Below are 26,400 nucleotides of genomic sequence, written 5' to 3'. Positions count from 1 at the left end.
AGAAAGGTCTGGACCACCGGTCAATAGGTCTGGACCACCATGACCTGGAGCGGTCAGCGACCCGTCAGATCCCCAACTCCTGCGCGAGCACCGCCGCTTGTACCCGGCTGCGCAGCTCCAGCTTCCCCAGCAGGCGGCTGACATGCGTCTTCACGGTCGCCTCGGCCATGTCGAGCCGCTCGGCGATCCCCGCGTTGGACAGGCCCTCGCCGAGACAGGACAGCACCTCGCGCTCACGCCGGGTCAGCCGGTCGAGGACGGCCGGGTCGGCCGCGGGCTCCCGGGCCGGCTTCGCCGCGAACTCCGCGATCAGCCGCCGCGTGACCGCCGGGGCGATCAGCCCCTCCCCGCGCGCCACCGTCCGCACGGCCTCCAGCAGGTCCTTCGCCTCGGTGTCCTTGAGCAGGAAGCCGGACGCGCCCGCCCGCAGCGCCCCGAAGACGTACTCGTCGAGGTCGAAGGTGGTCAGCACCAGCACGTCGGCGAGCCGCTGCGCCACCACCTGCCGCGTCGCCGACACCCCGTCCAGCCGCGGCATCTGAACGTCCATCAGCACCAGGTCCGGCCGCAGCTCCCGGGCCAGCGCCACCGCCTGTTCGCCGTCCGCCGCCTCGCCGACCACCTCGATGTCGGGCGCGCTGCGCAGGATGAGGACCAGACCTGCGCGGACGGCCGACTGGTCCTCGGCGACCAGGACGCGGATCATTCGGGTTCTCCTTCGACGGTGTCGTGGACGGGCAGAGTGGCGCGTACGGCCCAGATCTTGCCGTCGAGCGAGTCCTCCGGGCCGGCCTCGAACGTGCCGTCCAGCAGCGCGGCGCGTTCCCGCATGCCGACCAGACCGGCGCCCGAGCCGGGGGCGCTCGGCCCGTCCCGGTCGCCGTACGGGCTGGTCACCGCGACGGTCAGCAGGCCGTCCCGCTGGGCGACGGACACCGCGACCCGGCCGGGTCCGGCGTGCTTGAGGGCGTTGGTGAGGGACTCCTGGACGATGCGGTAGGCGGCGAGTTCGACGGGCGCGGGGACCGTGTCGTGAGCGGCGTCGAGCGTGACGTCGAGGCCGTTGGTGCGGGCGCCCTCGACCAGAGCGCCGAGTCCGTCGAGCGTGGGGGCGGCGACCGGGGCGACGTCGCCGGCGGAGTCCCGCAGGATCCCGATGAGCCGGCGCATCTCCGCGAGTCCCGCCACGCTGTTCTCGCGGATGACGCTCAGGGCCTCCCGGGAGGTCTTCGAGTCGTCCAGGGAGAGCGCGGCCGTGGAGTGGATGGCGATCGCGGACAGGTGGTTGGCGACCATGTCGTGCAGTTCGCGGGCCATCCGGGCGCGTTCGGCGGTGACCGCCTGGGTGCGGTCCATCTCGGCGAGCAGCGCGGTCTGCTCGGCGCGCAGCCGGGCCGCCTCGGCGGCGTCGCGATGGTTGCGGACGATCAGGCCGGTCGCGGCGGGTCCGAAGGCCACCAGGCCGGTGACCACGCCGATCAGCAGCGCCTCGGGCTCGCGCCACAACGCGAACGGCACCACCGCCCCGACGACCGACAGCAGCCCGGTGATCCTCGGGATGCGGTGGGCCGAGGCGGGCGGGCCGTACAGGACGGCCGCATACATGAGGTCGGTGTACATCAGGATCGTGACCAGGTTGCCCTGGGTGACGGTGTCCAGGACGATCGCGGCCGTGCCGATCAGCAGGGCGATGCGCGGGGCGGTCCGGCGCAGCAGCTCGCAGCCGGCCATGACCAGCAGCGGCAGCAGGACGGGCCAGCGTCCCGGCAGGAACACGTACGCCTCGGTGTGCGGACGGGTGGCCAGACCGACGCCCCAGAGCAGCAGCCCGCCGAGCAGAGCGCCGAGCGCGACGTGGACGTCGAAACGGCGTGGGCGGGGGAGTCGTACGGCCATGCCACCATCCAACACGGCTGTCCCGCCGTGTGCGTGGACCCCGCGGAGGGTCCGTCGCTGCATCTTTCGATGTACCGCGGGTTCGTCAGTCGCGACGACGATTCCGGCCGCGCCGACCGGGAGCCTGGAAGGGTGACCGAGAGGAGCGCATCGTGATCGTCGCCTTGATCGCCGCCTGTGAGATCGGCTTCTGGGTGTTGCTGGCGGCCGGACTGGCCTTCCGCTACCTGCTGCGCATGCGGCGTACGGGACTGGCGCTGCTGCTGTGCGAGCCGGTACTGGAGGTCGTCCTGCTGGTCGTCACCGCGCTGGACCTGAAGAACGGGGCCGAGCCGAACTGGACGCACGGGCTGGCCGCGCTGTACATCGGCTACACCGTCGGTCACGGCCACCGCACCGTGCAGTGGCTCGACGGCCACGCGGCCCACCGCCTCGGCGGAGCCCCGCCGCCACCGAAGCCCCCGGCCCACGGCATGGCCCGGGCGCGTCACGAGGGCCGGATCTGGCTGGGCACGCTGCTGGGCGCGGCCGTCGCGACCGTGCTGCTCCAGCTCGCCATCTGGTACGTGGACGACCCGAGCCGCGTCACATCCCTGGAGAGCTGGCGCTATGTGGCCTGGCGCGCGGCGGGCATCCACGGCCTGATCGCGCTGAGCTACTGGATCTGGCCGCGGAAGGCGCCCGCAGGGGAGTCCGAGATGACGCCGGAGAAGGAGAAGGTGCGGCGATGACCAAGGCCCGCGGAAACCTGGTGGAAGGCGCCGTCACCTTGGTGATCGGCCTGGGGCTGTGGCTGTTCACCGGTGACGTGGAGATCCCCGTCTTCACCCTCACGAAGGTCGGCGTCGTGATGATGTGCGTCGGCGGCGCGCTGGTCGCCGCCGGGCTGTGGCAGGGGGCGCGGCGCAGGACGTGAGGGTCAGCGCTCCCCGCCCGGCACCCACAGCACATCCCCGACCTCCTTGTTCGCTGTCCTCGCGAGGATGAACAGGAGGTCGGAGAGCCGGTTGAGGTAGGTGGCCGTCAGGGGGTTCATGACCTCGCCGTGGACCTCCAGGGCCGCCCAGGTCGAGCGCTCCGCCCGGCGGACCACCGTGCACGCCTGGTGGAGGAGGGCCGCGCCCGGGGTGCCGCCGGGGAGGATGAAGGAGCGGAGCTTCTCCAGGCCCTCCAGGAAGCGGTCGCAGTCCGCCTCCAGCTTGTCGACGTAGGACTGCTCGACCCGCAGGGGCGGGAACTCCGGGTTCTCCACCACCGGCGTCGACAGGTCCGCGCCCACGTCGAACAGGTCGTTCTGCACGCGGGTGAGGACCTTGACGACCTCCTCGTCCAGGCCGCCCAGCGCGATCGCCGTGCCGATCACCGCGTTCGCCTCGTTGGCGTCGGCGTACGCGGCGATCCGCAGGTCGGTCTTGGCGACCCGGCTCATGTCGCCGAGGGCGGTGGTGCCCTGGTCGCCGGTCCTGGTGTAGATGCGCGTCAGATTGACCATGTGGCCAGCGTAGTTACGCTCCGGCCGTTCGGAACACGCGTGTGCCCACTGTCACGGACAGCGCCGTGAAACCGACGGCCACCAGCACGCCGTACAGCATGTGTGCCGTGGCGTAGGAGCCGACGTAGGCGTCGCGGACGGCGTCGACCAGATAGCGGAACGGCATGAGGTGCGACAGCACGTCCAGCCAGGCCGGGCCCAGGCTCATCGGGAGCATCAGCCCGGACAGCAGCATCGACGGCATGGTCAGCGCGTTGATCGCCGGGCCGAAGGTCTGCGGGGTGTGCAGCTTCATGGCCAGCGCGTACGACAGCGAGGCCAGCGAGAGCGAGAGCAGGGCGACGAAGCCGAACCCGATCAGGACGCCGGGCAGCGGGGCCCGCAGGCCCATCGCCATCGCCGCCAGCACCAGCAGCACGGCCTGGAAGACGAACACCGTGGCGTCCCTGAGCACCCGGCCGAGCAGCAGGGCCAGCCGGCTGACGGGGGTGACGCGCATGCGCTCGACCACCCCGTGGCCCTTCTCGATGAGGATCGAGAAGCCCGCGAACGACGCCCCGAAGAGGCCCAGTTGCAACAGCAGGCCGGGCACGAGCAGCTGCCAGGAGCTGCCCCGCCCGCCGAGCGGCAGATCCGTCAGCAGGGGGCCGAAGAACAGCAGGTACAGCAGCGGCATCAGCACGCCGAAGAGCAGCGCGAAGCGGGAGCGCAGGGACTGGCGGAGATAACGCCCGTAGACGAGCGCGGTGTCGTGCAACAGCATCAGAGTCCTCTGTGTCCTAGACGGCGACGGGAGTCTGGTCGGCCGGCGCGGCGCTGCGGCCGGTGATGGCGAGGAAGGTGTCCTGGAGCGAGGCGTCGATCGAGCCGCCGTACCGGAGCTTCAGCGCGCTCGGGGTGCCTTCGGCGACGACCACCCCGTGATCGACGACGACCAGCCGGTCGGAGAGGGCGTCGGCCTCGTCGAGGTAGTGCGTGGTCAGGAAGACGGTCGTGCCGTGCTCGTCGCGCAGCCGGCGCACCACGTCCCACAGGCCGGCCCGGCTGCCCGGGTCGAGACCGGTCGTCGGCTCGTCCAGGAACAGCACCTTCGGGCGGTGGGTGAGCGCCATCGCGATGTCCAGGCGGCGCCGCTGCCCGCCGGAGAGCGCGGCGCACTTGCGGTCGAGGAGCTCGGTGAGATCCAGGTCGCGGGCGAGTTCCCCGGCGCGCTCGGCGGCCCGCGCCTTCGTCAGCCGGTACAGACGCCCCTGGGTGATCAGCTCCTCCCGCACGGTGATCTGCGGGTCGACCCCGCCGGACTGCGCGACGTAGCCGCAGGCCCGCCGTACCCCGGCCGGGTCTGTCGCCAGGTCGCAGCCCGCGACGGTGGCGGCGCCGCCGGTCGGTTCCAGCAGGGTCGTCAGCATCCGCAGGGTCGTCGTCTTGCCGGCCCCGTTCGGGCCGAGGAAGCCGAGGATCTCGCCCTCACGGACGGTCAGGTCGATGCCGCGCACGGCGTCCACGGGACCGTGCTTGGTCCGGAAGGTACGGGCCAGTCCGGCCGTACTGATGATTGCCATGCCCCCAGAAAAACAGAGTCTCTTAAAGTTTGCAATGACCCCAATCTTTGATAGTCACCAGGAAAGCTAGGATTCGGGCATGGCAGAGGGGCTCAGGGAGCGGAAGAAGCGCGAGACCAGGCAGCGCATCTCGGACATCGCCACCGGTCTGTTCCTGGAGCACGGGTTCGTGACCGTGACGATCGCGGACGTGGCGGAGGCGGCCGACGTCTCCGTGAACACCGTCTACAACTACTTCCCGGCCAAGGAGGACCTCTTCTTCGACCGCTCCCAGGGGGTCGTCGACCGGCTCTCCCGCTGGGTGCGCGGCCGGGACGCGGGGGAGTCGGCCGCCCGGGCGGTGCTGCGCGAACTGCGCGCCGAGATCGAGGCCGTCTCGCCCCGCATGGGCCTCGTCGAGGGCTACGACCGTTTCATGCGCTGCATCGAGGAGGCGCCGCCGCTGCGCTCCCGGCTGTGGAGCATCCAGCAGGAGGTCCAGGACAACCTGGAGGCGACCCTCCGCGAGGAGACGGCTGCCGGGGACGCCGATCCGCTGCCGGGGCTGATCGCCGGTCAGATCTGCTGGGTCCACGGCACCGTCTTCGTCGCGATCGGCCGCGAGATGACCAAGGGGCGCAACCCGGACGAAGTGTCACGGGAGATGCTCGTGCTCCTCGACGACATGGAGGAGTTGTTGAGCGAGAAGGTGCTCAACTACGCCGTCCGTGGCGCGGGATGACCCCTGCTGGTGTGATGTCCGTCATGTGAGACGTGACGCGCATTACTTACTGGTCACACAGGCCCTCACGAGCGCTAGTGTCCGCCCGAGAGGCAGACATATACAGCGCGTCAGGGGAGTCGCACAGTGGCACGGAAGCTCGCCGTCATCGGAGCCGGCCTCATGGGATCCGGCATCGCCCAGGTCTCCGCACAGGCGGGCTGGGACGTGGTCCTGCGCGACGTCACCGACGAGGCGCTGAAGCGGGGCACCGACGGCATCAAGGCCTCGTACGACAAGTTCGTCGCCAAGGGCAAGCTGGAGGCGCACGACGCCGACGCCGCCCTCGCCAGGATCACCGCGACCACCGACCTGGACGCCGTGGCCGACGCGGACGTCGTCGTCGAGGCCGTGTTCGAGAAGCTGGAGATCAAGCACGAGATCTTCCGCGCGCTCGACAAGATCGTGAAGGACGAGGCGATCCTCGCCTCCAACACCTCCGCCATCCCGATCACCAAGATCGCGGCCGCGACGGAGCGCCCCGAGCGGGTCGTCGGCACGCACTTCTTCTCGCCCGTGCCGATGATGCAGCTGTGCGAACTGGTCCGCGGCTACAAGACCAGTGACGAGACCCTCGCCACCGCCCGGGAGTTCGCCGAGTCGGTCGGCAAGACCTGCATCGTCGTCAACCGCGACGTCGCCGGCTTCGTGACGACCCGTCTCATCTGCGCCCTGGTCGTCGAGGCGGCCAAGCTGCACGAGTCGGGCGTGGCGAGCGCCGAGGACATCGACCTCGCCTGCAAGCTGGGCTTCGGCCACGCCATGGGCCCGCTGGCGACGGCGGACCTGACGGGCGTCGACATCCTGCTGCACGCCACGAGCAACATCTACACCGAGTCCCAGGACGAGAAGTTCGCGGCTCCCGAGTCGATGCGCCGGATGGTTGACGCCGGTGACATCGGGCGCAAGAGCGGGCAGGGCTTCTACAAGCACTGAAACCGCACATGCCCCGGGGGCATCACACCCCCGGGTGAATTCGGTATCGGTTCGCTTACAAGAAGCAACCTCTGCCCCCCTCACGCAGTCAGAGGTTGCATCACCGGCATCAGAAACGCGGAGCACGAGACGCACGCACGGGGAGCGCATATGCACATCAGGGGCGACCACGCCGAGCTGGTCGTCGGGGGCCGCCTCGACGTCCGGAGCGCGGCGGACGCCCGTACGGTCCTGCACTCGGCCGTCGACGACGGAGTCGGCGACCTGGTGCTGGACCTGTCCGAACTGGACTCCTGGGACGCCACCGGACTCGGTGTGATCATGGGGGCTCACCGGCGGGCCGGCCGCTGCGGCCGGCGCCTGGTCCTGCGCGGCGTGCCGCCGCAGATGCAGCGCCTGCTGGTGGCCACCCGCCTGCACCGGATCCTGGCGATCGAGGGAGGCATCGGGGTGGAGACATTGCCTCGCGTGTGACGTTCTGTGCGGGTGTGAACCGGGCGACCGGGGAGACCCGGACGGACATCGCCGATCGTGCGACGCGCACAATCCTCACCAGACCGTGACGTCTCGGACGGCGCGGTACCCCGGACTGTCGTAGATACTGTGCGAAGGTTTAGGGTTCGGCTGCCCGCTGCCTGACACCCTTCCAGCGGGCCCGGACCAGAAGCGACAGCGCGGTGTGCAGCAAGGCCGGGAGGGCTTTTCGGAGCACACACACGCTTTTGGGGGGCTTTGACCTATGGACCCGAACACCCGGGGACCCGAGGAGTACGGCCACGACGGCGACGAGCGGTCGCCGCGTCAGCGCCCGCCCAGGGAATCCCTCACACCCGACTTCAGTCAGCACGCGCCCGCGCTCGCCCGCACGGTGCAGCTCGTCTCCGGCGACTTCCTGCTGACCGTCAACCCCGTCGACGGCAGCGAGATAGAGGTCTGCCCGCCCGCCGAACGGCCCGCCCGGCCCGCGAAGCTCACGACGGCGGAGCGCGTCGAGGCGGAGCGCGCGGCCCGGCCGCCCGTTCCGCCCGGCCCCGCGCAGCCCAGCCTGCCGCTGCTGGCCCGCCAGGACGAACGCGAGCGACTCGTGCGCCTGCTCGCGCGCGGCCGCTCGGTCCGCCTCACCGGCCCCGCCGGCTGCGGCCGCACCCGTCTCCTCGACCTCGTGGGCGAGGACTGCTCCGACCTCGCCCCCGACGGCGTCGTCCGCCTGAACGGCTTCGGCCGCAGCTCCGGCGACCTGCTGTACGACCTCTTCTACGCGGTGTACAACGCCCCCCTGCACCGCCCGGAACGGGACGAACTGCTCACCTTTGTCCGGGAGATCGGCGCGGTCGTCGTCGTCGACGACCTGGAGTTCGGCGGCGCCGCGCTCGACGAGCTGCTGGAGGCCACCCCCGAGTGCGCCTTCCTGCTCGGCGCCACGCCGGTCGTGCCGGCGCCCTCCGCCGACGCCGCCGTCGAAGAGGTCTTCCTCGGCGGCCTGGAGCGCGCTGCCGGACTCGACCTGCTGGAACACGCCGTCGGCCGGTCCCTCACCGACGAGGAGTCCAACTGGGCGGGCGACCTCTGGTTCGAGTCCGAGGGCCTGCCGCTGCGCTTCGTGCAGGCCGGCGCCCTGCTGCGGCAGCGGGACCGGCTGCGCGCCGGGACGGGCGCCGTCGACGAGTTCGGCGTCTTCGAGGACGCGCCCCCGGCCGACGCCACCGACGCGTACGACGCCGCCGACGGCGACGACGTACCGCTGCCCTCGCTCGGCGAGGCCGCCGCGCCCGCGCCGCTGCTCGCCTCCCGGCTGAGCGCCTCCGCGCGCGCCACCCTGCGCTTCGCCGTCGCCCTCGGCGGCGAGGTGCCGCACCAGGCGCATCTGCCCGCCCTGGTCGGCGACACCCACGCGGACGCCGCGCTCGGCGAACTGGCCTCCTGCGGCCTGGTCTCCCCGGTCGGCTCCCGCTACCGGCTCGCCGCCGGTGTCCTGACCCAGCTGGAGGCCGCCGGCTACGCCGACGAGGCCGAGGCCGGCGCCCGCAGCGCCGCCCAGCACTACTCCTGGTGGGCCGGGCACCCCTCGGTCACCCCGGAACGCGTGTGCGCCGAGGCCGACGCGCTCCTGGCCGCCCTGGCCGTGCTCGAGCCGCTCACCAGCCCGCCCGCCGAGGACGAGGAGAGCCCGGCCGTGCACCTGGCGCGCACCGCCGCGCCCGCGCTCGCCGCCGGACTGCACTGGAGCGCCTGGGAACGCGCCCTGCACGCCGGCGCCGAGGCCGCCCGGCTCGCCGGCGACGTCGCCGAACGGGCCTACTTCCACCACGAGCTCGGCATCCTCGCCCTGTGCGGCGGACAGCTCGACCGGGCCCGTGCCGAACTGGAGGCCTCCATCGGCCTGCGCGGTGCCCTCTCCGACAAGAGGGGCACCGTCGCCGGCCGTCGTGCCCTCGCCCTGGTCGCCGACCGCTCGGGCACGCCGATCGGGGTCGGGCCGACCGCGGGGGAGGAGGTGCCCGACGCCCGGTACGAGGAGTCGGCGTCCCCGGCCGGCGGTGTCCCGGCGGCCTTCCCGACCCTCCAGCAGCCGCCCTCGCCGACCCTGGTCACCCGCCAGAACTCGCCCGCGCCCTCGCGCAAGGCCCGGGGTGGACTCAAGGGCCTGGCCCGGCGCAACCTCGTGGCCGCCGGCGCCGGTGCCCTGCTCGTCGCCGTGCTCGGCACGGTCGTGACCCTCGGCGCCACATCCGACAAGGACAAGAACCCGCCGTCCGACCAGGTCGGCGTCAACCCCTCGGCCAGCCAGGGCGTCGACGACGGCAGCCTGGGTGCCGACCGGCCGGCGAACGACAGCAACGGCGACACGGGCGCAGCGACGAGCCGCCCGACCGACCCGGGTCCGGACGGCACGCCGGGCACCTCGGACGATCCGACGCCGACGGGCGATCCCAGCGGTTCCCCGAGCCCCAGCGACACCGGGGCGACGTCGAAGCCGCCGACGACCTCGAAGCCGCCCGCCACGTCCAAGCCGCCGACGACGTCCAAGCCCCCCACGACGTCGAAGCCTCCGACGACCTCCAAGCCGCCGACCTCACAGCCGCCCACGTCCGAGCCGCCTACCTCGCAGCCGCCGACGTCCGAGCCGCCGACCTCTCAGCCGTCCACCTCGGACACGGCCAGCGGCCCGGCGCCGAGCGCCCCCACGAGCACCACCGCGAGCGCGCCGCAGAGCAGCCCGGACCCGGTCATCTGACGGCCGCACACACAGCAGGGCCGGGTCCGTTCCTCGGACCCGGCCCTTGTCGTCGTGTACGTGGGGTGTGTCAGAACAGCCGCAGCTTGTCGTCCTCGATGCCCCGCAGCGCGTCGTAGTCGAGGACCTGGCAGCCGATGCCGCGGTCGGTCGCGAGGACGCGGGCCTGGGGCTTGATCTCCTGCGCGGCGAAGATGCCGCGGACCGGGGCGAGATGGGGATCGCGGTTCAGCAGCTCCAGATAACGCGTCAGCTGCTCCACGCCGTCGATCTCACCGCGCCGCTTGATCTCCACCGCGACGGTCTTGCCGTCGGCGTCCCGGCACAGGATGTCGACCGGCCCGATGGCCGTCGGGTACTCGCGGCGGATCAGCGTGTAGCCGTCGCCGAGTGTCTCGATGCGGTCGGCGAGCAGCTCCTGGAGGTGCGCTTCCACGCCGTCCTTGATCAGGCCGGGATCGACGCCCAGTTCGTGCGAGGAGTCGTGGAGGACTTCCTCCATCGTGATGATGAGCTTCTCGCCCGCCTTGTTGACGACGGTCCAGACGCCCTCGTCCTCGCCGGTGCCCTCCTTCAGCGTGCAGGGCGGCGACATCCAGTTCAGGGGCTTGTAGGCCCGGTCGTCGGCGTGGATCGAGACGCTGCCGTCCGCCTTCACCAGGATCAGGCGCGGGGCCGAGGGAAGGTGGGCGGTGAGCCGCCCGGCGTAGTCCACGGAGCAGCGGGCAATGACGAGACGCATGGTCGGCAACGCTACTCGACTGGCGGGTGTCGACGCGATTCGCCCTGGAAAACACGTGTTCGGTATTGGCCGATTGTGTGCAGGGTGTGGTCATTCGGAGTGCCTCATCTGCGCATTCTCCTGGTGCCGTCACCGTCGGTTGCTTACGGTATGAGCGGGAGGTCGCGATGTGTGTACGCAGCGTGTCCGGTATCACGAACTCCCTTATCTGTCCGGCAACCCCTGCCCGCCGGGCGGGGGTGCGAGAGGAGAACTCATGTCGCTCGACGTCTCACCGGCCCTACTCGAACAGGCCGAGCGAGGCGAGGTCGACGAAGTGGAATTCGTCGACTGCGTCCGGACCTCCCTGCCCTATGCGTGGGAGATGATCAGCTCCCTGGTGGCCCAGCTGAAGGTGGACGGCGGTGCGTTCGCCGACAACCAGACGCCTCCGCCGGACGAGCAGGCACGCGGTCAGTTGCTGCGTGCGCTTGCGAGTGACGCGATACGCGGCGCGCTGCAACGGCACTTCGGTGTGCGACTGGCCTTCCAGAACTGCCACCGGGTGGCCGTGTTCCCGCTTGACTCCTCGGTCGACGAGACGCTGGGCCGCTTCACGTCGGTCCGCAGCCAGGTGCTCAACCAGTCACCCGAGTTCCGGGACTGCTGACGCGGCGCAGCTCGCTTGCCGCTCCGTACGCGGGAGGTGCAGTTCTGTACCGGAGCGGCAAGCCCCAGGAACCCATCCCGCCTTCAGACGAGTTGGGGGAGCACCTCGGCCCCCAGCCGCCGGACGTTCTCCTCCGTCGCCGCCAGGTCCCCGGAGCCCTCGACGAGCAGGGCGAAGCGGGAGATGCCGGTCCGCTCGCTGGTCGCCGCCAGCCGGTCGGCGCACAGCCTCGGGGTGCCCACCGGGTGCAGTCCGCAGAGCAGTTCGGTGTACGCCAGCGGGTCGCGCATCCGGCGCGTGCGCCCGTCGACCGTGACATGCGCCTCCAGGCCCTGCTTCAGCCAGCCCGGCATCGCCTTCAGCAGCGTCTCCGCCGCGTCGACCCGCTGGTCCGCGATCTGGCAGACGCCCGCCGACACATGGGCCGCGCCCAGGATCTCCTCGGCAGGCCGGCCGCACGCCCGCGCGTGCTGCTGCCACAGGGCGACCATCTCGGCCTTCTCCTCGTCCCCCACGTGCATCCCGAGCAGCATCGAAAGACCGCGCTCCGCCGCAAGCCGCACGCTCGCCGGAGACGTGCACGCGACGACCAGCTCCGGTCCCTCGACCTCGGTCAGGGCCTCCGACGGCCGGGGCACGACCGGGACTTCACGGAAGCGGAAGCGCTCCCCGTCGGCCGCCACCGACGCGTCGCGCAGCCAGCGCACCAGGACGTCCAGGGACTCCGGGAACCCCTTCTCGTACGCCTCCAGGCCCGCGCCGAACACCTCCAGGTCGACCCAGGGGCCGCCGCGCCCGACGCCGAGCGTGAAACGGCCGCCGCTCGTGTGGTGCAGCAGCGCGGCCTGTTCGCCGAGGGCCACGGGGTGGGCGGTGGGCAGCACGCTGACCGCCGTACCGACCCGGATACGGCGGGTGCGGCCGAGCAGTAAGGCGGCCAGGGTGACGGCCGACGGGCACGTGCCGTACGGCACGAAGTGATGCTCGGCCAGCCAGACCGTGTCGAGCCCGGCCTCCTCGGCGACCTCGGCCGAGCGGACCGCGCGGTGCAGCGCCTCTCCCTCGCCCTGACCGGGGAACTGGGCCGCCAACACGAAACTTCCAACGCGCATTGCTTTCCTGCTTCCTTGGCTCCGACACGGAGCTCCCCCACAGGGCATAACCGTCTGACACGTGCCGAGGACACGGCCGGTCGGGGTAATTTGCGGATTGTCTGCAGAATGGGCCGTTCCGCGGGAGCCCGGGAAGGGACCCCGGCGGGGCCCGCCTCGCCCGGCGAGGGACTTGCGACGATTGGTGGCGTACGTGTACCCCCGTCCGCGCCGCGTAGGCTGGACACACCCCGTGTCCTGTATAGCCCCGAGAGGTGTCCCGTGTCCCCGCGTCGCAACCGACCCAAGGGCGCCGCTTCGTCCGGCCGGAGCGCCGAGGACGACCGCCCCGGCCGCTACGGCGGCTGGCAGTCCTCGGAGAACTGGCAGGGTGAGAACTGGAGCGTGCGGCACGTGGCCGGCGCGAGCGCGCAGGGCAAGTCGTACCGCTGCCCCGGCTGCGACCAGTTGATCCCGGACGGGGTGCCGCACGTGGTCGCCTGGTCCGAGCACACGGGCGTCGATGACCGCCGGCACTGGCACAAGGCCTGCTGGAACGCGCGGGACCGCCGCACCCCGGGGTGCGGCGGTCCCGTAACGCGCCGAGGTTCTGACGGGTCTCAGACGTCCCGCTTCTCCAGCAGCGCGAAGGCGGCGGCGAAGGCGACGGCCGTCGCGCCGAGGATGATCCACAGCGGATCCCAGCCGGACGGGCCGGACTGGCTGAGGGATGCGGAGTAGAAGACGCTGAGCTGGTTCGGGATCGAGTACTCGAGCAGGGCGTCGCGGACGGCCGACAGCGACTCCGAGAACATGAACAGCGCGATCACCAGCGGGGCGAGCACGGCGCCGATCATGATGGTGATGGCGCCCGCCGAGTGCCGGATGATCGAGCCGACGGCGAGCGAGAGCAGGCCCAGCAGCGCGATGTAGGCCGACATGCCGACCGTGGCCTTCAGCCACTCCCCGCCGGAGGGGGACTTGACGCCGTGGCCCTCCAGCATGGCCACGTGCAGGAAGGCGACGAGGGACGCGGACACCAGCGTCACCACGAACGCGACCAGGAAGAACACGATGCCCTTGGCCGCGAGCACCCGGCCCCGGCTCGGGCACGCGACCATCGTGGTGCGGACCATGCCCGTGCCGTACTCGGAGGCCGTGGTCAGCACGCCCAGCGTGATGATGCACATGCTGCCGAGCAGCAGGCCGAAGAAGCCCAGGCCGAGCGGGCTCTCGCCGGACAGCGCCGGGTCGGAGTTCGCCACCACCACGCCGGTCAGCGTGCCGATGCCGATGACGAGCAGGACGAACACGCCGAGCGTCCACATCGTGGAGCGCACCGACCTGATCTTCGTCCACTCGGAGGCGATGGCATGCCCGAGGTGCGTCCGCACGACCGGGATCGGCGACGTGTAACCGGGGTACGCAGAACCGGACGCCGCCTCCCAGGTGGGCGCGGCCGGCGGCATCTGAGGCTGGGGGCTGCTCATCGGGGGTCCTCGGGCTTGGTCAGGTCGGAGGTCGGGGCGGGGGCCGGGGCGGATGCCGACGGCGCGGGCGCGGCGCTCGCCTGCGGCGCCGGCGCGGCGGGCATGGCCGGGGCTTGGGGCGGGGCCTGGCCGGCGGGCTGCGACGCCTGCGGTGCGCCCTGTCCGGGCATCGGCGGCGCCTGCGGTGCGGGCTGCGCGGGCGGCTGCGGTGTCTGACCCGCCGGCTGGGCGTACGGGTTGGGGGTTCCCGCGCCGGAGCCGCCCGGGGCGGCCGGAGCCGTCACGGGCGCTCCCGGGGTCCCGGGTGCGCCGTACGGGCCCGCCGGCGCCTGGCCGGGCGCCCCCTGCGGCGGCATGGCGAACGGGTGTCCGCCCTGCTGGGGCGGCGGCGGGGCGTACCAGTCGGGCTGGCCCTGGCCGGGCACCGGCATCGGGGGCTGTGCCCCGGGCGGCAGCGGCTGCTGGAGGCCTTCCTTCTGGTCGATGGTCGAGCGGTAGTCGACGGCGCCCTGCGTCATCCGCATGTACGCCTCCTCCAGCGAGGCCTGGTGCGGCGACAGCTCCCACAGCCGTACGTCGTGGTCGTGCGCGATGTCGCTGATGCGGGGGAGCGGCAGCCCGGTCACGCGCAGTGCGCCGTCCTGCTCGGGCAGCACGTGCCCGCCCGACTCGGTGAGCGCGGCCGACAGCTTCTCGCGCTGCTGCGGCTCGGTGTCCGGCGTCCGGACGCGTGCGAAGTCCGCGGAGTTCGCGGAGATGAAGGCCGTGACACTCATGTCCGCCAGGAGCTGCCCGCGCCCGATGACGATGAGATGGTCGGCGGTCAGCGCCATCTCGCTCATCAGATGGGAGGAGACGAAGACCGTACGGCCCTCCGCGGCGAGTGCCTTCATCAGGTTGCGCACCCAGAGGATGCCCTCGGGGTCGAGGCCGTTGACCGGCTCGTCGAACAGCAGCACCTGCGGGTCGCCGAGCAGCGCGGCGGCGATGCCCAGCCGCTGTCCCATGCCGAGGGAGAAGCCCTTGGACCGCTTCCTGGCCACGTCCTGGAGGCCCACGACCCCGAGCACCTCGTCCACCCGTTTGGCCGGGATGCCCGACAGCTGGGCCAGGCACAGCAGGTGGTTGCGGGCGGCCCGGCCGCCGTGCACGGCCTTGGCGTCCAGCAGGGCACCGACCTGACGGGGGGCGTTGGGCAGCTTGCGATACGGGTAACCGCCGATCGTCACGTGCCCGGCCGTCGGGTTGTCCAGGCCGAGGATCATCCGCATCGTCGTCGACTTGCCCGAGCCGTTCGGTCCGAGGAAGCCCGTGACGGCCCCCGGCCGCACCTGGAAGGAAAGGTTGTACACAGCGGTCTTGTCGCCGTAGCGCTTCGTCAGGCCGACTGCTTCGATCATGCTCCGCACCCATCGCAAGGTTCAGGACAGCGGGGCACACGCCCCCGTAAGGGTTAGGAGGATATCGAGGCGCTGACGGTTCCGCCCAAATGAAAGTAAAGGGAGAAGCACGGCGCGCCCCGGCAGCCCCCCCCGGGGCGCGCCTTTCTAGGCATCGCGCTTCTTCAGCAGCACGTACCCGCCGATCAGCGCCGCGAGCACCCACAGGCCCATGATCCCCAGTCCGCCCCACGGCCCGTACGGGGTGTCGTCGTCGATGGGCGTGACCACCTGCATGATCTTGCTGCCGGCCTGGTCGGGCAGAAACCTGCCGACCTTCTTCGTCGCGTCGACATTGCCCAGGATGTTGGAGATCAGGAAGAAGAACGGCATCAGGATGCCCAGCGACAGCATCGGCGAGCGCAGCATCGCGGCGACGCCCATGGAGAACATCGCGATGAGGGCCATGTAGAGGCCGCCGCCGATCACCGCCCGCAGCACTCCCTGGTCGCCGATCTCCGCCCGGTGCTCGCCGAGCATCGCCTGCCCCAGGAAGAAGGCGGCGAAGCTGGTGACCAGACCGACCAGGAGAGCGAGACCGCCAGCCACCGCGATCTTGCTGAACAGGAAGGAGCCACGCTGCGGCACGGCGGCCAGCGAGGTGCGGATCATGCCGGTGCTGTACTCGTTCGACACCACCAGCACACCGAACACGATCATCGCGAGCTGCCCGAGGCTCATCCCCGCGAAACTGATGAACGTCGGGTCGAACTCCGCCCGCTCCTGCGCGCCCATGGAGTCGAACTCGTTCTTGGACAGGGCCGAGATCAGCATGCCGAGGGCGACCGTCACGACCACCACCAGCGACAGTGTCCACACGGTGGACGCCACCGACCGGATCTTCGTCCACTCCGACCGTACGACCTGGGTCGTCGCCATGCTCAGCCCCTCTTCCAGCCGTCGCCCCACTGCTGCCCTGGGGGCCGGGGGCTCGTCTCGCTGTGTGCGTGATACTCCACCGACTCCGCGGTCAGCTGCATGAAGGCCTCTTCCAGCGACGCCTGTTGCGGGCTCAGCTCGTGCAGCGTGATCCCGTGCTGCGCCGCCAGCTCGCCGACGTGCTCGGCCTTGCCGCCGTCCACCTCCAGCACGCCGTCACCGCTCTCGACGGCCACGACCCCGGCCTGGTGCAGCACGTCGAGCAGCCGCTCCCGCTGCGGGCTGCGGACCCGGACGTACGACCGTGAGTTGCGCGCGATGAAGTCGGCCATGGAGGTGTCCGCGAGCAGCCGGCCCTGCCCGATGACGACGAGGTGGTCGGCGGTCAGCGCCATCTCGCTCATCAGATGGGAGGAGACGAACACGGTCCGGCCCTGCGCCGCCAGGGACTTCATCAGGGTGCGGATCCAGTGGATGCCCTCGGGGTCGAGACCGTTGACCGGCTCGTCGAACATCAGGATCCGCGGATCGCCGAGCAGCGCGGCCGCGATGCCGAGCCGCTGCCCCATGCCCATCGAGAAGCCCTTGGTCTTCTTCTTCGCGACCGCCGTCAGCCCGACCGTCTCCAGCACCTCCCGCACCCGGCTGCGCGGAATGCCGTTGCTCTGCGCGAGGCACAGCAGATGGTTGTAGGCGCTGCGCCCGCCGTGCCAGGCCTTGGCCTCCAGCAGGGCGCCGATGTACGTCAGCGGGTCCTTGAGCTGCTGGTAGTGCTTGCCGTCGATACGGACGTCGCCGGCGGTCGGGTGGTCGAGACCCAGGATCATCCGCATGGTCGTGGACTTGCCCGCGCCGTTGGGCCCGAGGAAGCCGGTGACGATGCCCGGTCTGACGGTGAAGGACAGGTTGTTGACCGCCACCTTCTCGCCGTAACGCTTGGTCAGCCCCTCGAGCTCAATCATGCCGCCACGCTAGAACGGGACAAAGCCCTCTGCCACCCGAGCGGCAGAGGGCTTTGCGGAGATTCAGACTCCGTATGCCGGGTCGTTACCGGGACTGCTGGGCCGGGACCCCGCGGGAGATCGGCTCGTCCTCGGCCGGCGTGCCGGCGGCGGCCACCGCGGCGCCCGTGAGCGTCGCCAGCATCTCGCGGACGTTCGTCAGCTGGGCGTTGATGCTGTCGCGGCGGTTGGTGAGGGCCGCGAGCTCGCGCTCGGATTCCGAACGGATGCGGTCGGCCTTGGCGTTGGCGTCGGCCACGATGTCCTCGGCCTGGCGCTGGGCCGTCTCCACCGTCTGGCGGGCGCGGCGCTCGGCGTCCGTGCGCAGCTTCTCCGCCTCCAGGCGGAGCTGCTCGGCACGGTGCTCGATCTCGGCCAGGCGCTTCTCGGCCTTGGCCTGACGGGACGCCAGGTCGCGCTCGGACTGCTCGCGGCGCTTGGCGAGGTTCGTCTCGAAGTCGGCGGCGGCCTGCGCGGCCTTGGCACGAGTCTCCTCGAAGAGGGCGTCCGCCTCCTCGCGCTTGGACTGCGCGTCCTTCTGCGCCTCGGCACGCAGCTGGGCGGCGTCACTCTTGGCCTTCTCGACGATCCGCAGGCCCTCGTCCTCGGCCTTGGCCTTGCGCTCCGCCGAGTACGACTCGGCGTCGTTGCGCACCTGCTGGGCCGCCGACTCGGCGAGCTCACGGTGCTGCTCGGCAGCGCGCCGGGCCTCCTCGCGCAGGTCCTTCGCCTCTTCCTCGGCGAGGCGGAGGATCTTCTCCACGCGCGCACCGAGACCCGCGTACGACGGCTCGGCGTCGCTGATCTGGGCCTGGGCGTTCTGCGTCTCGAGGTGGAGCTCTTCGATGCGCTTTTCCAGAGCGGTGATGCGGGCGAGAGCGCTGTCACGGTCGGAGACGAGCTTGGAGATACGTTCGTCCACCTGAGCGCGGTCGTATCCACGCCGCACAAGCTCGAAGCCGTAGGGGGAAGTGTCGCTCATGGGGTTCCTGTCGAATGAGACCGGTGAGGTGATAGGTGGAATCCTAGGGGCCGAAACGGTGTGTCATCGAGCGGATGCGCGTTTGGTCTGCAAAATGAGACCCCTTTTGAGTGGCTGATCCCAGGACTGCTTGCCAAAGACGTGGTCAAAGGCTCCAGCACACACCGGTTTCGCCCCGGTTCGCTAGCTATCCGAGGACTTGCCACCCGAACGGGGTGCGCCGACTGTTGCGCCTGCCTTGACTCCGTTGTCCTTGGCCGGGGACGGGGCCTCGAAGGATTCCAACGCCTCAAGGACGTCCTGGACACGGGAGATCTCGGCGTTGATGTCCTCGCGGCGGCGGACCAGGACCTCCAGCTCGCGCTTGCCCTCCTCGACCGTGCGCTTGGCCTCGCGGATCGCCTCGGCCTTGAGCTCCTCGGCCTCCCGGACCAGCGTGGACTTCTTCTGCTCGGCCTCCTTGAGCAGCCCCTCGGCCTTCTTCACCGCGGCGATACGGACCTTGCCCGCCTCGGAGTTGGCCTCCGACACGATCTCCTTGGCCTTGGCCTGCGCCTTCGCGAGCTGCTCCTCCGCGGCCTTGACGAGCGCGTCGCAGCGGTCGCCCGCCGACTTCATCGCCTCCGCCGACTCCCGGCGGGCCCGCTCGTGCAGCTCCTCGATCTCCGCCGTGATGCGGTCGCGCAGCTCCTCGGCCCGCTCCCGGATCTGCGTGGCGTCCCGGCGCGCGCCGACCAGCAGCTCGTCCGCGTCCGTACGGGCCTTCTCCACCAGCGAGTTGCCCTCGACCGTCGCCTCGGACACGAGCCGGTCGGCCTCCTTGCGGGCGGCGCCCACCATCGTGTCGGCCTGCGACTCGGCCTCCGCGGTGGTCTTGTGCGCCTGCTGCTGCGCCTCGGTGAGCAGCTTGTCGGCCTCCGCCGTGGTCTCCGTGATGAGCTTGTCGACCTGCTCGGCCGCCTCGGAGCGCCGCTTGTTGGCGTCCTTGCGGGCCTCGTCCAGCGTCCGGTCGGCCTCCTCGCGCGCGGAGTTGACGAGCCGTTCCGCCTCCGCCTCGGCGTCGGCCTTGACGCGCTCGGCCTCGCCGCGGACCCGCTCGGCGTGCTGCTGAGCCGAACCGACCGTCTCGGCGGCCTCGGCCCGCAGCCGCTCCGCCTCGTCCGTGGCCTCCCCGACCAGCTGGTCGGCCTTGGCGACCGACTCGGCCCGCACGCGCTCGGCCTCGGCGGCCGCCTCGGAACGCAGGCGCTCCGCCTCGGAGACGGCTTCCGTACGGACCCGCTCGGCCTCGGTGACCGTCTCCATCCGCAGCCGGTCGGTCTCCTGGAGCGTCTCGGTCGTGAGCCGCTCCGCCTCGCTCCGGGCCTCGGTGATGAGGGTGTCCGCCTGCGTCGCCGCGTCCGAGCGGATGCGGTTGGCGTCCTCGCGGGCGTCCGCCCGGGTGCGCGAAGCGCTCTGCTCGGCCTCCGCGATGGCGTCCGACGCCTCCGTGCGCACCCGCTGGGCGTGCTCGGCGACGTCCGCACGGATCCGCTCCGCCTCCGCGATCGCCTCGGACATCGTCCGCTCGGCGAGCGCCTTGGCGGCCTCGGTCTCCTCGTGCGCCTCGCGCCGCAGCCGGCCGGCGTCCTCGCTCGCCCGCTCCCGCTCGGCGTAGGCGTCGGAGCGGACCCGGTCCGCCTCCTCCTGCGCCTCCCGCCGCGTACGGTCCGCCACGTGCTCGGCGGCGCTGCGCAGCCCGGCGATCTCCTCCTGCGCCTGCTCGTGCAGCCCCGCGACGGAGTCCCGGACCTGCTGCGCGTGCTGCTCGGCCGCCGACACCATCTCCGTGGCCCGCCGGTCCGCCTCCTCGACCAGCCGTACGGCCTCGGTCTGCGCCTCCTCCACGCGCTTGCGCGCCGAGGCCAGCAGCTCCTCGCTCTGCTCGCGGGCCCGCTCGCGCTCCTGGTCGGCCTCCTGCCGGGCACTGCCGAGCAGTTCCTCGGCCTCGCGGCGGCGCCGGTTGGCCTCCTCCTGGGCGGCGGCCAGCGTCTCGGACGCCTCCGTGGCCAGCCGTTCGGCGGCGGCCTGCGCCTCCGCGCGCACCCGGTCGGCGCTCTCCTGCGCCTCCGACTTCAGCCGCTCGGCCTCGCTCGCGGCCTCCGACCGCAGACGCACGGCGACGGCCTCGCCCTCGGCACGCGCGGCCGACGCGTCGGACGCTGCCTCGTCGCGCAGCCGTTCGGCCTCCGCCTCGGCCTGCTGCTGGAGCGTACGGATCCGCTCGGCGGCCTCGGCACGCAGCCGCTCGTTCTCCTCGGCGGCCTCGCGACGGATCCGCGCGGCCTCCTCACGGGCGTCGGACAGCGCCTGCTCGGCCGCCGTCAGCCGCTCCTCCGCCTCCGTCTGGAGCCGCGTCAGCTCCTCGGCGGCCTCGGCGCGGCGGGCCTCTATGGCGCGCTCGGTCTCCTCGTGCAGCTCCCGCGCAGCACGCTCGGCGTCCGCCTTGAGGGCCTCGGCCTGCTCGACGACCTCCTCGCGGTGCCGCTCGGCCTCCTGCCGGGTGCGCTGAAGGGTCTCCTCGGCCTGCCGGCGCAGCGTCGTCGCCCGCTCGATGGCCTCCGTGCGGACCTTCTCGCTGTCCGTCTGGGCCGTCGTACGCAGCTCGTCCGCGTCCGCCTTCGCCTTGGCGAGCAGCTCCTCGGCGGACCTCGCCGCCTCCTCGATCTGCGCCACGGCCTCCTTGCGGGCCTCGGCGCGGATCTTCTCGCCCTCTTCGACCGCGTCCGACCGCAGCTGCTCGGCCTCGCCGCGCAGCCGGCGGGCCTCCTCCTGCAGCTCGACCGTCTTGGCGCGGTACTCCTTGGTGTCGTCCTTCGCCGCGCCCTTGAGCTGCTCGGCGATGTCATGCGCCTCGGCGCGCAGCCGGTCCGCCTCGGCCTCGGCCTCCCTGCGGATCCGCTCGGCCTCCTCGGCCGCGGCCTTGGTGGTCTTCTTGGCGTCCTCCGACGCCTTGTTGAGCACGTCCTCGGCGGTCTTGGCCGCCTTGGACAGCTGGGTCGCCGTCTCCTCGGCGGTGAGCGTACGGGCCTTCTCGGAGGCCTCCGCGACGATCTTCTCCGCCTCGGCGCGGGCGTCCGCGACGAGCTGCTCGGCCTCGGACTTGGTGTTCTCGGCCTCCTTCGTGGCCTCCTCGACCAGCCGGGCGACCTGCTCCTTGGCGGTGCGCGTCCGCGTCTCGTTCGCGGACTCCGCGCTCGCCAGGGCCTTGGCGGCGGCCTCCTTGGCCTCCGCGACCAGCTTCTCCGACTCGGCCTGCGCCTTGCGCAGCGCCTCCTCGGCCTCCGCCATCCGCTGCTCGGCGGCCTTGCTCAGTTCCTGGGCCTGGCGGCGTGCGGACTCCGACTCCGTGGCGGTGGACGTCCGCAGCTGCTCGGCGTGGTCGGTGGCCTCCTGGGCCTGGGTGGAGGCGGCGTTGAGCAGCCGCTCGGCGTCCGTGCGGGCACGCCGCAGGATCTGCTCGGCCTCGGCCCGGGCCTCCTCGGCGGCGCTGGTGAGCCGCTGCCGGGCCTCGGTCGTCAGCCGCTCGGCCTCCGCACGGGCGGTGGCCAGGGCCTGCTCGGCCTCGGAGCGGGACTCGTCCAGCAGCCGGCGGGCCTGCTGCTCGGTACGGGCCCGCAGTTGCTCCGCCCACGCCACGTTCTCGTTGACGTGCGACTCGACGGTCTGGCGGCGCTCGGCCAGCTCCTGGTCCAGCTGCTGGCGGCGGGTCACCGCCTCCTGGTGCAGCTCCGCCTGGAGCCGGGCCGCCTGCTCGGCGTGCTCCTGGAGGATCCGCTGGGTCTGGGCCCGGGCCTCGCTCAGCTCGCGGTCGGCGTCCGCCCGGATCTGGTCGGCCTGCATCTGCGCGTTGCGCAGCAACTGCTCGGCCTGCCAGCCGATGTCGCCCCCCTCGAAGGAGGGCCGGGACATGATGGTGCGCCGCGCCTCGTGCAGCTTGGCGCGCAGCACCTCGACCTGGTAGCCGAGGTCCTCGGCGTGCTGGATCGCCTTTTCCCGCTCGGTCTTCAGCCGCTTCATCTCGGCTTCGAACCGAGAGAGGTGGTCGACGTCAGCCGCCGGCTCTCGCTCCTGGCTCTCGTAGCCCCGCACTGCGCGGTCCCATCCGTCCCCTGGTCGCAACTCTCTCCAAACGAGCTCCGTCCATACGCCGAACGGGGCCCCCGGGGAATGGTGTCAGATCATCGGCGGAGCACGGGCTGCTGCCCCGACGCTCGTCCCCCGAAACCCGGACCCCGGTGGTCCTGCCGTCGCACGGCGGGACCGCGGTCACCCTGGACTGAGCGGCGACCGCCCCCAACCCTACCGGCCCCTATGTACGAGCATCAGTGCTCAGGTGACTCAACGGGCGCCGAAGTGACCAGTTCTGTCAGGACGCCATGGCAGTCCTTGGGGTGCAGGAAGGTGATCCGTGACCCCATGGAACCGCGTCGCGGCTCTTCGTACAGCACGCGTACGCCCTTGTCCTTGATGTCGGCCGCCTCGGCGTCCACGTCCGCCGTACCGAAAGCGATGTGGTGGACGCCCTCCCCGTTCTTCGCCAGCCACTTCGCGACGGTGGAGTCCTCGCGGGTCGGCTCCAGCAGCTGCAGGTACGAGGCGCCGCCGTCGGACGTATCGTTGATCTTGAGCATGGCCTCGCGCACGCCCTGCTCCTCGTTGACCTCGGAGTGGAACACCTCGAAGCCGTAGGTGGCACGGTAGAACTCGACGGTCTTGTCGAGGTCGAAACAGGCGATCCCGATGTGGTCGATTCGCGTCAGCATGGATTCAGTGGAGCGCTCCGGAGGTGGTTACGCAACGTGCGCGCGATCACACCGACAGCCGGATGACGGGGCGGACTACCGGTCAGTACATTCGAAGTAAACCCTCGTTCACTCCTCGGCTGTGCAGCCGGTAAGGGGATCGCAGCTCATGTCTTCTGCTACGACCAGCTCGGTGATCGTCTCGGGGGCGCGTACGCCCATGGGGCGGTTGCTCGGCTCGCTGAAGTCCTTCTCCGGAGCCGACCTCGGCGGCTTCGCGATCAAGGCCGCCCTCGACCGTGCGGGGATCGGCGGCGACCAGGTGCAGTACGTGATCATGGGTCAGGTGCTCCAGGCCGGGGCGGGGCAGATCCCGGCGCGCCAGGCCGCGGTCAAGGCCGGCATCCCGATGAACGTGCCGGCGCTGACCATCAACAAGGTGTGTCTGTCCGGTCTGGACGCCATCGCGCTCGCCGACCAGCTGATCCGTGCGGGTGAGTTCGACGTGGTCGTCGCGGGCGGCCAGGAGTCCATGACCAACGCTCCGCATCTGCTGCCCAAGTCCCGCGAGGGCTTCAAGTACGGCGCCGTCCAGATGCTCGACGCCATGGCCTACGACGGGCTGACCGACTCCTTCGACGGCGTCGCCATGGGCGAGTCGACGGAGAAGCACAACACGCGTCTCGGCATCGGGCGGGCCGAGCAGGACGAGATCGCCGCGCTGTCCCACCAGCGGGCCGCCGCCGCGCAGAAGAACGGGCTGTTCGAGGCCGAGATCACGCCCGTCGAGATCCCGCAGCGCAAGGGCGACCCGGTGCTCTTCAGCAAGGACGAGGGGATCCGGGGCGACACGACCGCTGAGTCCCTGGGCAAGCTGCGTCCGGCGTTCTCCAAGGACGGCACGATCACGGCCGGTTCCGCCTCGCAGATCTCCGACGGTGCCGCCGCCGTCGTGGTGATGAGCAAGGCCAAGGCGCAGGAGCTCGGCCTGGAGTGGATCGCCGAGATCGGGGCGCACGGGAACGTGGCCGGGCCGGACAACTCGCTCCAGTCCCAGCCGTCCAACGCGATCCAGCACGCGCTGAAGAAGGAGGGACTGGGCGTCGAGGACCTCGACCTCATCGAGATCAACGAGGCGTTCGCGGCGGTTGCCGTGCAGTCGATGAAGGACCTCGGGGTGTCCACCGAAAAGGTGAATGTCAACGGCGGCGCCATTGCCCTGGGTCACCCGATCGGGATGTCCGGTGCGCGGCTCGTGCTGCACCTCGCGCTGGAGCTGAAGCGGCGTGGTGGTGGCGTGGGCGCGGCGGCGCTGTGCGGTGGCGGTGGTCAGGGTGACGCGCTGATCGTGCGGGTACCGAAGGCCTGAGCAACCGGTTTTCGGGCCTTCCTCAGCTGAAGTATCTGAACGGAGCTGTGATGCAGGACGTCTCCACGCTGGTCGCCCAGGCCAGGGAGGGCCGGCCGCGGGCCGTGGCCCGGCTGATCTCCCTGGTGGAGGGGGCGTCCCCGCAGCTCAGGGAGGTCATGGCGGCGCTGGCGCCGCTGGCGGGCAAGGCGTATGTGGTCGGGCTGACCGGGTCTCCGGGGGTCGGCAAGTCCACGTCGACGTCGGCGCTGGTGACCGCGTACCGCAAGCAGGGCAAGCGGGTCGGCGTGCTCGCCGTCGACCCGTCGTCCCCGTTCTCGGGCGGTGCGCTGCTCGGGGACCGGGTGCGGATGTCCGAGCACGCGTCGGACCCGGGCGTGTACATCCGCTCGATGGCGACGCGTGGGCACCTGGGCGGGCTCGCGTGGGCCGCGCCCCAGGCCATCCGGGTGCTGGACGCGGCGGGATGTGACGTGATCCTCGTCGAGACGGTGGGTGTGGGGCAGTCCGAGGTGGAGATCGCCTCGCAGGCGGACACGTCCGTCGTGCTGCTCGCGCCGGGGATGGGCGACGGGATCCAGGCGGCCAAGGCCGGGATCCTGGAGATCGGTGACGTGTACGTCGTGAACAAGGCCGACCGGGACGGGGCGGATGCGACGGCTCGCGAGCTGAACCACATGCTGGGGCTGGGGGAGGCCCGGGGGCCCGGGGACTGGCGCCCGCCGATCGTGAAGACGGTCGCCTCGCGCGGGGAGGGCATGGACGAGGTCGTCGAGGCCCTGGAGAAGCATCGGGCCTGGATGGAGGAGCGGGGGGTGCTCGCGGAGCGGCGCACGGCCCGTGCGGCGCGGGAGGTCGAGACGATCGCGGTGACGGCGCTGCGGGAGCGGATCGGAGATCTGCACGGCGACCGGCGCCTGGGCGCGCTCGCGGAGCGGATCGTGTCCGGGGAGCTGGATCCGTATCGGGCGGCTGATGAGCTGGTTGCCGGGTTGACGGAGGGCTGATCGTCGGTGGGCGGTGTGCCTGCGGCGGCCTGGGGCTGCTTCGGTGGGGTGCGCGTTGCGCCTACCGGGGTGCGGTGAGTCGGGGCCGCGCCGGGGGTGTCCGTCCTCGGAACGGCGCGATGGGGTTGCGAACCGACTAACCGTCCGTTGACGCGCCAACCGCTGCGGGCGGACACCCCCCGACACGTCCCCTTCCGTGCGTCGGCGGGTGCGGGCGCGTCTCGCCCGAGCTGCGGGCAGTCGTGCCTCCCCCAGTGCCTTAAGGGCCTGGGAGGTGCCCCCAGGCGGCACGGGTGGGCGCAGCGGCACCCCGCTCCGCCGGGTTGCGCGACGCCCCGGCGTCAGCAGCGACGCCGGGGCGGTGGGAAGGGGGCAGTACCGGGTCAGTCCTGGTCGTCGTCCTGGTCCTGGTCGTGATCCGCCGTGATCTTGGCCGTGTTGAGGTCGATCTTCCAGTCCTGCTCGGCGCCGCCGGACTTGTGCGTCTCGGCCTCCCAGGACTTGTTCTTGCCGTCCTCGTCCAGGTCCACGGACGTCACCGTGCCCTTGCCGCCGGCGGCCTTCGCGGCCTCCTCGGCCGTCACGGAAGCGCCCTTCAGCGCCGCCCGCACCTGCGCCGTGTCGTCCTCGTCGTCGGTGTGCGAGCCGAGCACCTTGCCGTTCGACGGGTCCACGCTCACGCTGTGCCAGGTGTTGTCGCCGGAGAGGACGTCGACCTTCCAGATCGCCTTGCCGCTGTCGTCCTCGTCGTCCAGCTCGGCGGAGACGGCCGTACCGGACGTGTGCTTCAGCGCGGACGCGATGGCCTCGGGCGCCGTCACGTCGGCGGAAGCAGCCCGCGCGGCGTCGTCGCCGTCGTCCTGCGCGTCGGGACCGTCCTGGTCGTCGCGGACGTCGTCGTCCGACAGCCGGGTGTTGGCCGCCTGCCGCGCCGAGCCCCCGTCCTCCGTGGTCGCGAGAGCCGTGGCCGTACCGCCTCCGATCAGAGCGGCAGCGGTCACAGCGGCGATCACGATGTTGCGCTTCATGCGGATTCCTCCCGAGTCGTTTCGTTTTCGACGTGTTCCAATCTGGCTGACCGAGGCT

General features: G+C 71.5%; 24 protein-coding genes and 1 pseudogene. 10 read left to right on the top strand and 15 right to left on the bottom strand.

Annotation, left to right across the window (positions count from 1 at the left end):
* Positions 1-64 precede the first annotated feature (64 nt).
* Complete coding sequence (locus MQE23_RS14570) at positions 65-706, bottom strand: response regulator transcription factor (protein WP_020272602.1); 642 nt, start codon at positions 704-706, stop codon at positions 65-67.
* A complete protein-coding gene (locus MQE23_RS14565) occupies positions 703-1,896 on the bottom strand; it encodes a histidine kinase (RefSeq protein WP_020272603.1) in 1,194 nt (397 codons plus the stop codon). The genes MQE23_RS14570 and MQE23_RS14565 overlap by 4 nt, the downstream gene beginning before the upstream one ends.
* A 152-nt stretch (positions 1,897-2,048) precedes the next feature.
* On the opposite strand from MQE23_RS14565, the gene MQE23_RS14560 reads away from it, so the two are divergent.
* Positions 2,049-2,627, top strand: coding sequence for a hypothetical protein (locus tag MQE23_RS14560; protein ID WP_020272604.1), 579 nt, complete (start codon positions 2,049-2,051; stop codon positions 2,625-2,627).
* Positions 2,624-2,812, top strand: a complete 189-nt coding sequence (locus tag MQE23_RS14555; RefSeq protein ID WP_020272605.1) for a DUF5708 family protein — start codon at positions 2,624-2,626, stop codon at positions 2,810-2,812. Before MQE23_RS14560 ends, MQE23_RS14555 begins: the two co-directional genes overlap by 4 nt.
* A 3-nt stretch (positions 2,813-2,815) precedes the next feature.
* Here MQE23_RS14555 and MQE23_RS14550 read toward each other — a convergent pair whose 3' ends face one another.
* Genes MQE23_RS14550 through MQE23_RS14540 form a run of 3 tightly spaced genes read right to left on the bottom strand, consistent with a single transcriptional unit; the run spans position 2,816 to position 4,950 of the window.
* Positions 2,816-3,388 (bottom strand): cob(I)yrinic acid a,c-diamide adenosyltransferase, encoded by a 573-nt coding sequence (locus MQE23_RS14550; RefSeq protein ID WP_010040132.1) that lies wholly within the window; start codon positions 3,386-3,388, stop codon positions 2,816-2,818.
* Positions 3,389-3,401: 13 nt separating this feature from the next.
* A complete protein-coding gene (locus MQE23_RS14545) occupies positions 3,402-4,151 on the bottom strand; it encodes an ABC transporter permease (RefSeq protein WP_020272606.1) in 750 nt (249 codons plus the stop codon).
* A 16-nt stretch (positions 4,152-4,167) separates the two neighbouring features.
* Complete coding sequence (locus tag MQE23_RS14540) at positions 4,168-4,950, bottom strand: ATP-binding cassette domain-containing protein (RefSeq protein ID WP_243379346.1); 783 nt, start codon at positions 4,948-4,950, stop codon at positions 4,168-4,170.
* Between the two features lie 79 nt (positions 4,951-5,029).
* Between MQE23_RS14540 and MQE23_RS14535 the strand changes: the two genes are divergently transcribed.
* The 4 genes from MQE23_RS14535 to MQE23_RS14520 all read left to right on the top strand — a co-directional run bounded on the left by MQE23_RS14535 (position 5,030) and on the right by MQE23_RS14520 (position 9,881).
* Positions 5,030-5,671, top strand: a complete 642-nt coding sequence (locus MQE23_RS14535; protein ID WP_020272608.1) for a TetR/AcrR family transcriptional regulator — start codon at positions 5,030-5,032, stop codon at positions 5,669-5,671.
* Positions 5,672-5,797: 126 nt separating this feature from the next.
* The gene (locus MQE23_RS14530; RefSeq protein WP_020272609.1) at positions 5,798-6,646 is read left to right on the top strand and encodes a 3-hydroxyacyl-CoA dehydrogenase family protein; all 849 of its coding nucleotides are present in this window, start codon (positions 5,798-5,800) and stop codon (positions 6,644-6,646) included.
* Positions 6,647-6,796: 150 nt separating this feature from the next.
* Positions 6,797-7,120: an STAS domain-containing protein gene (locus MQE23_RS14525; RefSeq protein ID WP_003993003.1), complete on the top strand. Its 324-nt coding sequence runs from the start codon at positions 6,797-6,799 to the stop codon at positions 7,118-7,120.
* Between the two features lie 265 nt (positions 7,121-7,385).
* The gene (locus MQE23_RS14520) at positions 7,386-9,881 is read left to right on the top strand and encodes an ATP-binding protein (RefSeq protein ID WP_243379345.1); all 2,496 of its coding nucleotides are present in this window, start codon (positions 7,386-7,388) and stop codon (positions 9,879-9,881) included.
* Between the two features lie 70 nt (positions 9,882-9,951).
* Here MQE23_RS14520 and nucS read toward each other — a convergent pair whose 3' ends face one another.
* Positions 9,952-10,623, bottom strand: a complete 672-nt coding sequence (gene nucS, locus MQE23_RS14515; protein ID WP_010040116.1) for an endonuclease NucS — start codon at positions 10,621-10,623, stop codon at positions 9,952-9,954.
* 256 nt (positions 10,624-10,879) lie between these two features.
* Between nucS and MQE23_RS14510 the strand changes: the two genes are divergently transcribed.
* Positions 10,880-11,272: an SCO5389 family protein gene (locus tag MQE23_RS14510; protein WP_020276121.1), complete on the top strand. Its 393-nt coding sequence runs from the start codon at positions 10,880-10,882 to the stop codon at positions 11,270-11,272.
* An 83-nt stretch (positions 11,273-11,355) separates the two neighbouring features.
* Here the strand turns inward: MQE23_RS14510 and MQE23_RS14505 are convergent, their stop codons facing one another.
* Complete coding sequence (locus tag MQE23_RS14505) at positions 11,356-12,384, bottom strand: LLM class flavin-dependent oxidoreductase (protein ID WP_037672453.1); 1,029 nt, start codon at positions 12,382-12,384, stop codon at positions 11,356-11,358.
* Between the two features lie 261 nt (positions 12,385-12,645).
* On the opposite strand from MQE23_RS14505, the pseudogene MQE23_RS14500 reads away from it, so the two are divergent.
* Positions 12,646-12,977, top strand: a pseudogene (locus MQE23_RS14500) (ATP/GTP-binding protein).
* 6 nt (positions 12,978-12,983) lie between these two features.
* Here MQE23_RS14500 and MQE23_RS14495 read toward each other — a convergent pair.
* The 7 genes from MQE23_RS14495 to mce all read right to left on the bottom strand — a co-directional run bounded on the left by MQE23_RS14495 (position 12,984) and on the right by mce (position 22,959).
* Positions 12,984-13,853 (bottom strand): ABC transporter permease subunit, encoded by an 870-nt coding sequence (locus MQE23_RS14495; RefSeq protein ID WP_243379344.1) that lies wholly within the window; start codon positions 13,851-13,853, stop codon positions 12,984-12,986.
* Positions 13,850-15,253, bottom strand: a complete 1,404-nt coding sequence (locus MQE23_RS14490) for an ABC transporter ATP-binding protein (protein WP_243379343.1) — start codon at positions 15,251-15,253, stop codon at positions 13,850-13,852. The genes MQE23_RS14495 and MQE23_RS14490 overlap by 4 nt, the downstream gene beginning before the upstream one ends.
* Before the next feature lie 147 nt (positions 15,254-15,400).
* Positions 15,401-16,171: an ABC transporter permease gene (locus MQE23_RS14485; protein ID WP_243379342.1), complete on the bottom strand. Its 771-nt coding sequence runs from the start codon at positions 16,169-16,171 to the stop codon at positions 15,401-15,403.
* A gap of 2 nt (positions 16,172-16,173) precedes the next feature.
* Entirely contained in the window at positions 16,174-17,133 is a 960-nt protein-coding gene (locus tag MQE23_RS14480; RefSeq protein WP_243379341.1) for an ABC transporter ATP-binding protein, read from the bottom strand.
* Positions 17,134-17,218: 85 nt separating this feature from the next.
* Positions 17,219-18,154 carry a cellulose-binding protein gene (locus MQE23_RS14475; RefSeq protein WP_010040099.1) on the bottom strand — a complete coding sequence of 312 codons (936 nt, stop codon included), beginning with the start codon at positions 18,152-18,154 and terminating at the stop codon, positions 17,219-17,221.
* Positions 18,155-18,337: 183 nt separating this feature from the next.
* Complete coding sequence (gene scy, locus MQE23_RS14470; RefSeq protein ID WP_037672450.1) at positions 18,338-22,285, bottom strand: polarized growth protein Scy; 3,948 nt, start codon at positions 22,283-22,285, stop codon at positions 18,338-18,340.
* Positions 22,286-22,518: 233 nt separating this feature from the next.
* Positions 22,519-22,959 (bottom strand): methylmalonyl-CoA epimerase, encoded by a 441-nt coding sequence (gene mce, locus MQE23_RS14465; protein WP_020276113.1) that lies wholly within the window; start codon positions 22,957-22,959, stop codon positions 22,519-22,521.
* Between the two features lie 148 nt (positions 22,960-23,107).
* On the opposite strand from mce, the gene MQE23_RS14460 reads away from it, so the two are divergent.
* The gene (locus tag MQE23_RS14460; RefSeq protein WP_243379340.1) at positions 23,108-24,307 is read left to right on the top strand and encodes an acetyl-CoA C-acetyltransferase; all 1,200 of its coding nucleotides are present in this window, start codon (positions 23,108-23,110) and stop codon (positions 24,305-24,307) included.
* Between the two features lie 50 nt (positions 24,308-24,357).
* Entirely contained in the window at positions 24,358-25,314 is a 957-nt protein-coding gene (gene meaB, locus MQE23_RS14455; RefSeq protein ID WP_020276111.1) for a methylmalonyl Co-A mutase-associated GTPase MeaB, read from the top strand.
* A 383-nt stretch (positions 25,315-25,697) separates the two neighbouring features.
* Here meaB and MQE23_RS14450 read toward each other — a convergent pair whose 3' ends face one another.
* A complete protein-coding gene (locus MQE23_RS14450; protein WP_243379339.1) occupies positions 25,698-26,342 on the bottom strand; it encodes a PepSY domain-containing protein in 645 nt (214 codons plus the stop codon).
* Positions 26,343-26,400 lie beyond the last annotated feature (58 nt).

Source organism: Streptomyces sp. HP-A2021 (assembly GCF_022807935.1).
GTDB lineage: Bacteria > Actinomycetota > Actinomycetes > Streptomycetales > Streptomycetaceae > Streptomyces > Streptomyces afghaniensis.
The sequence above is the reverse complement of the archived record's forward strand: the minus strand, read 5'-3'. Positions and strand labels throughout refer to the sequence as shown.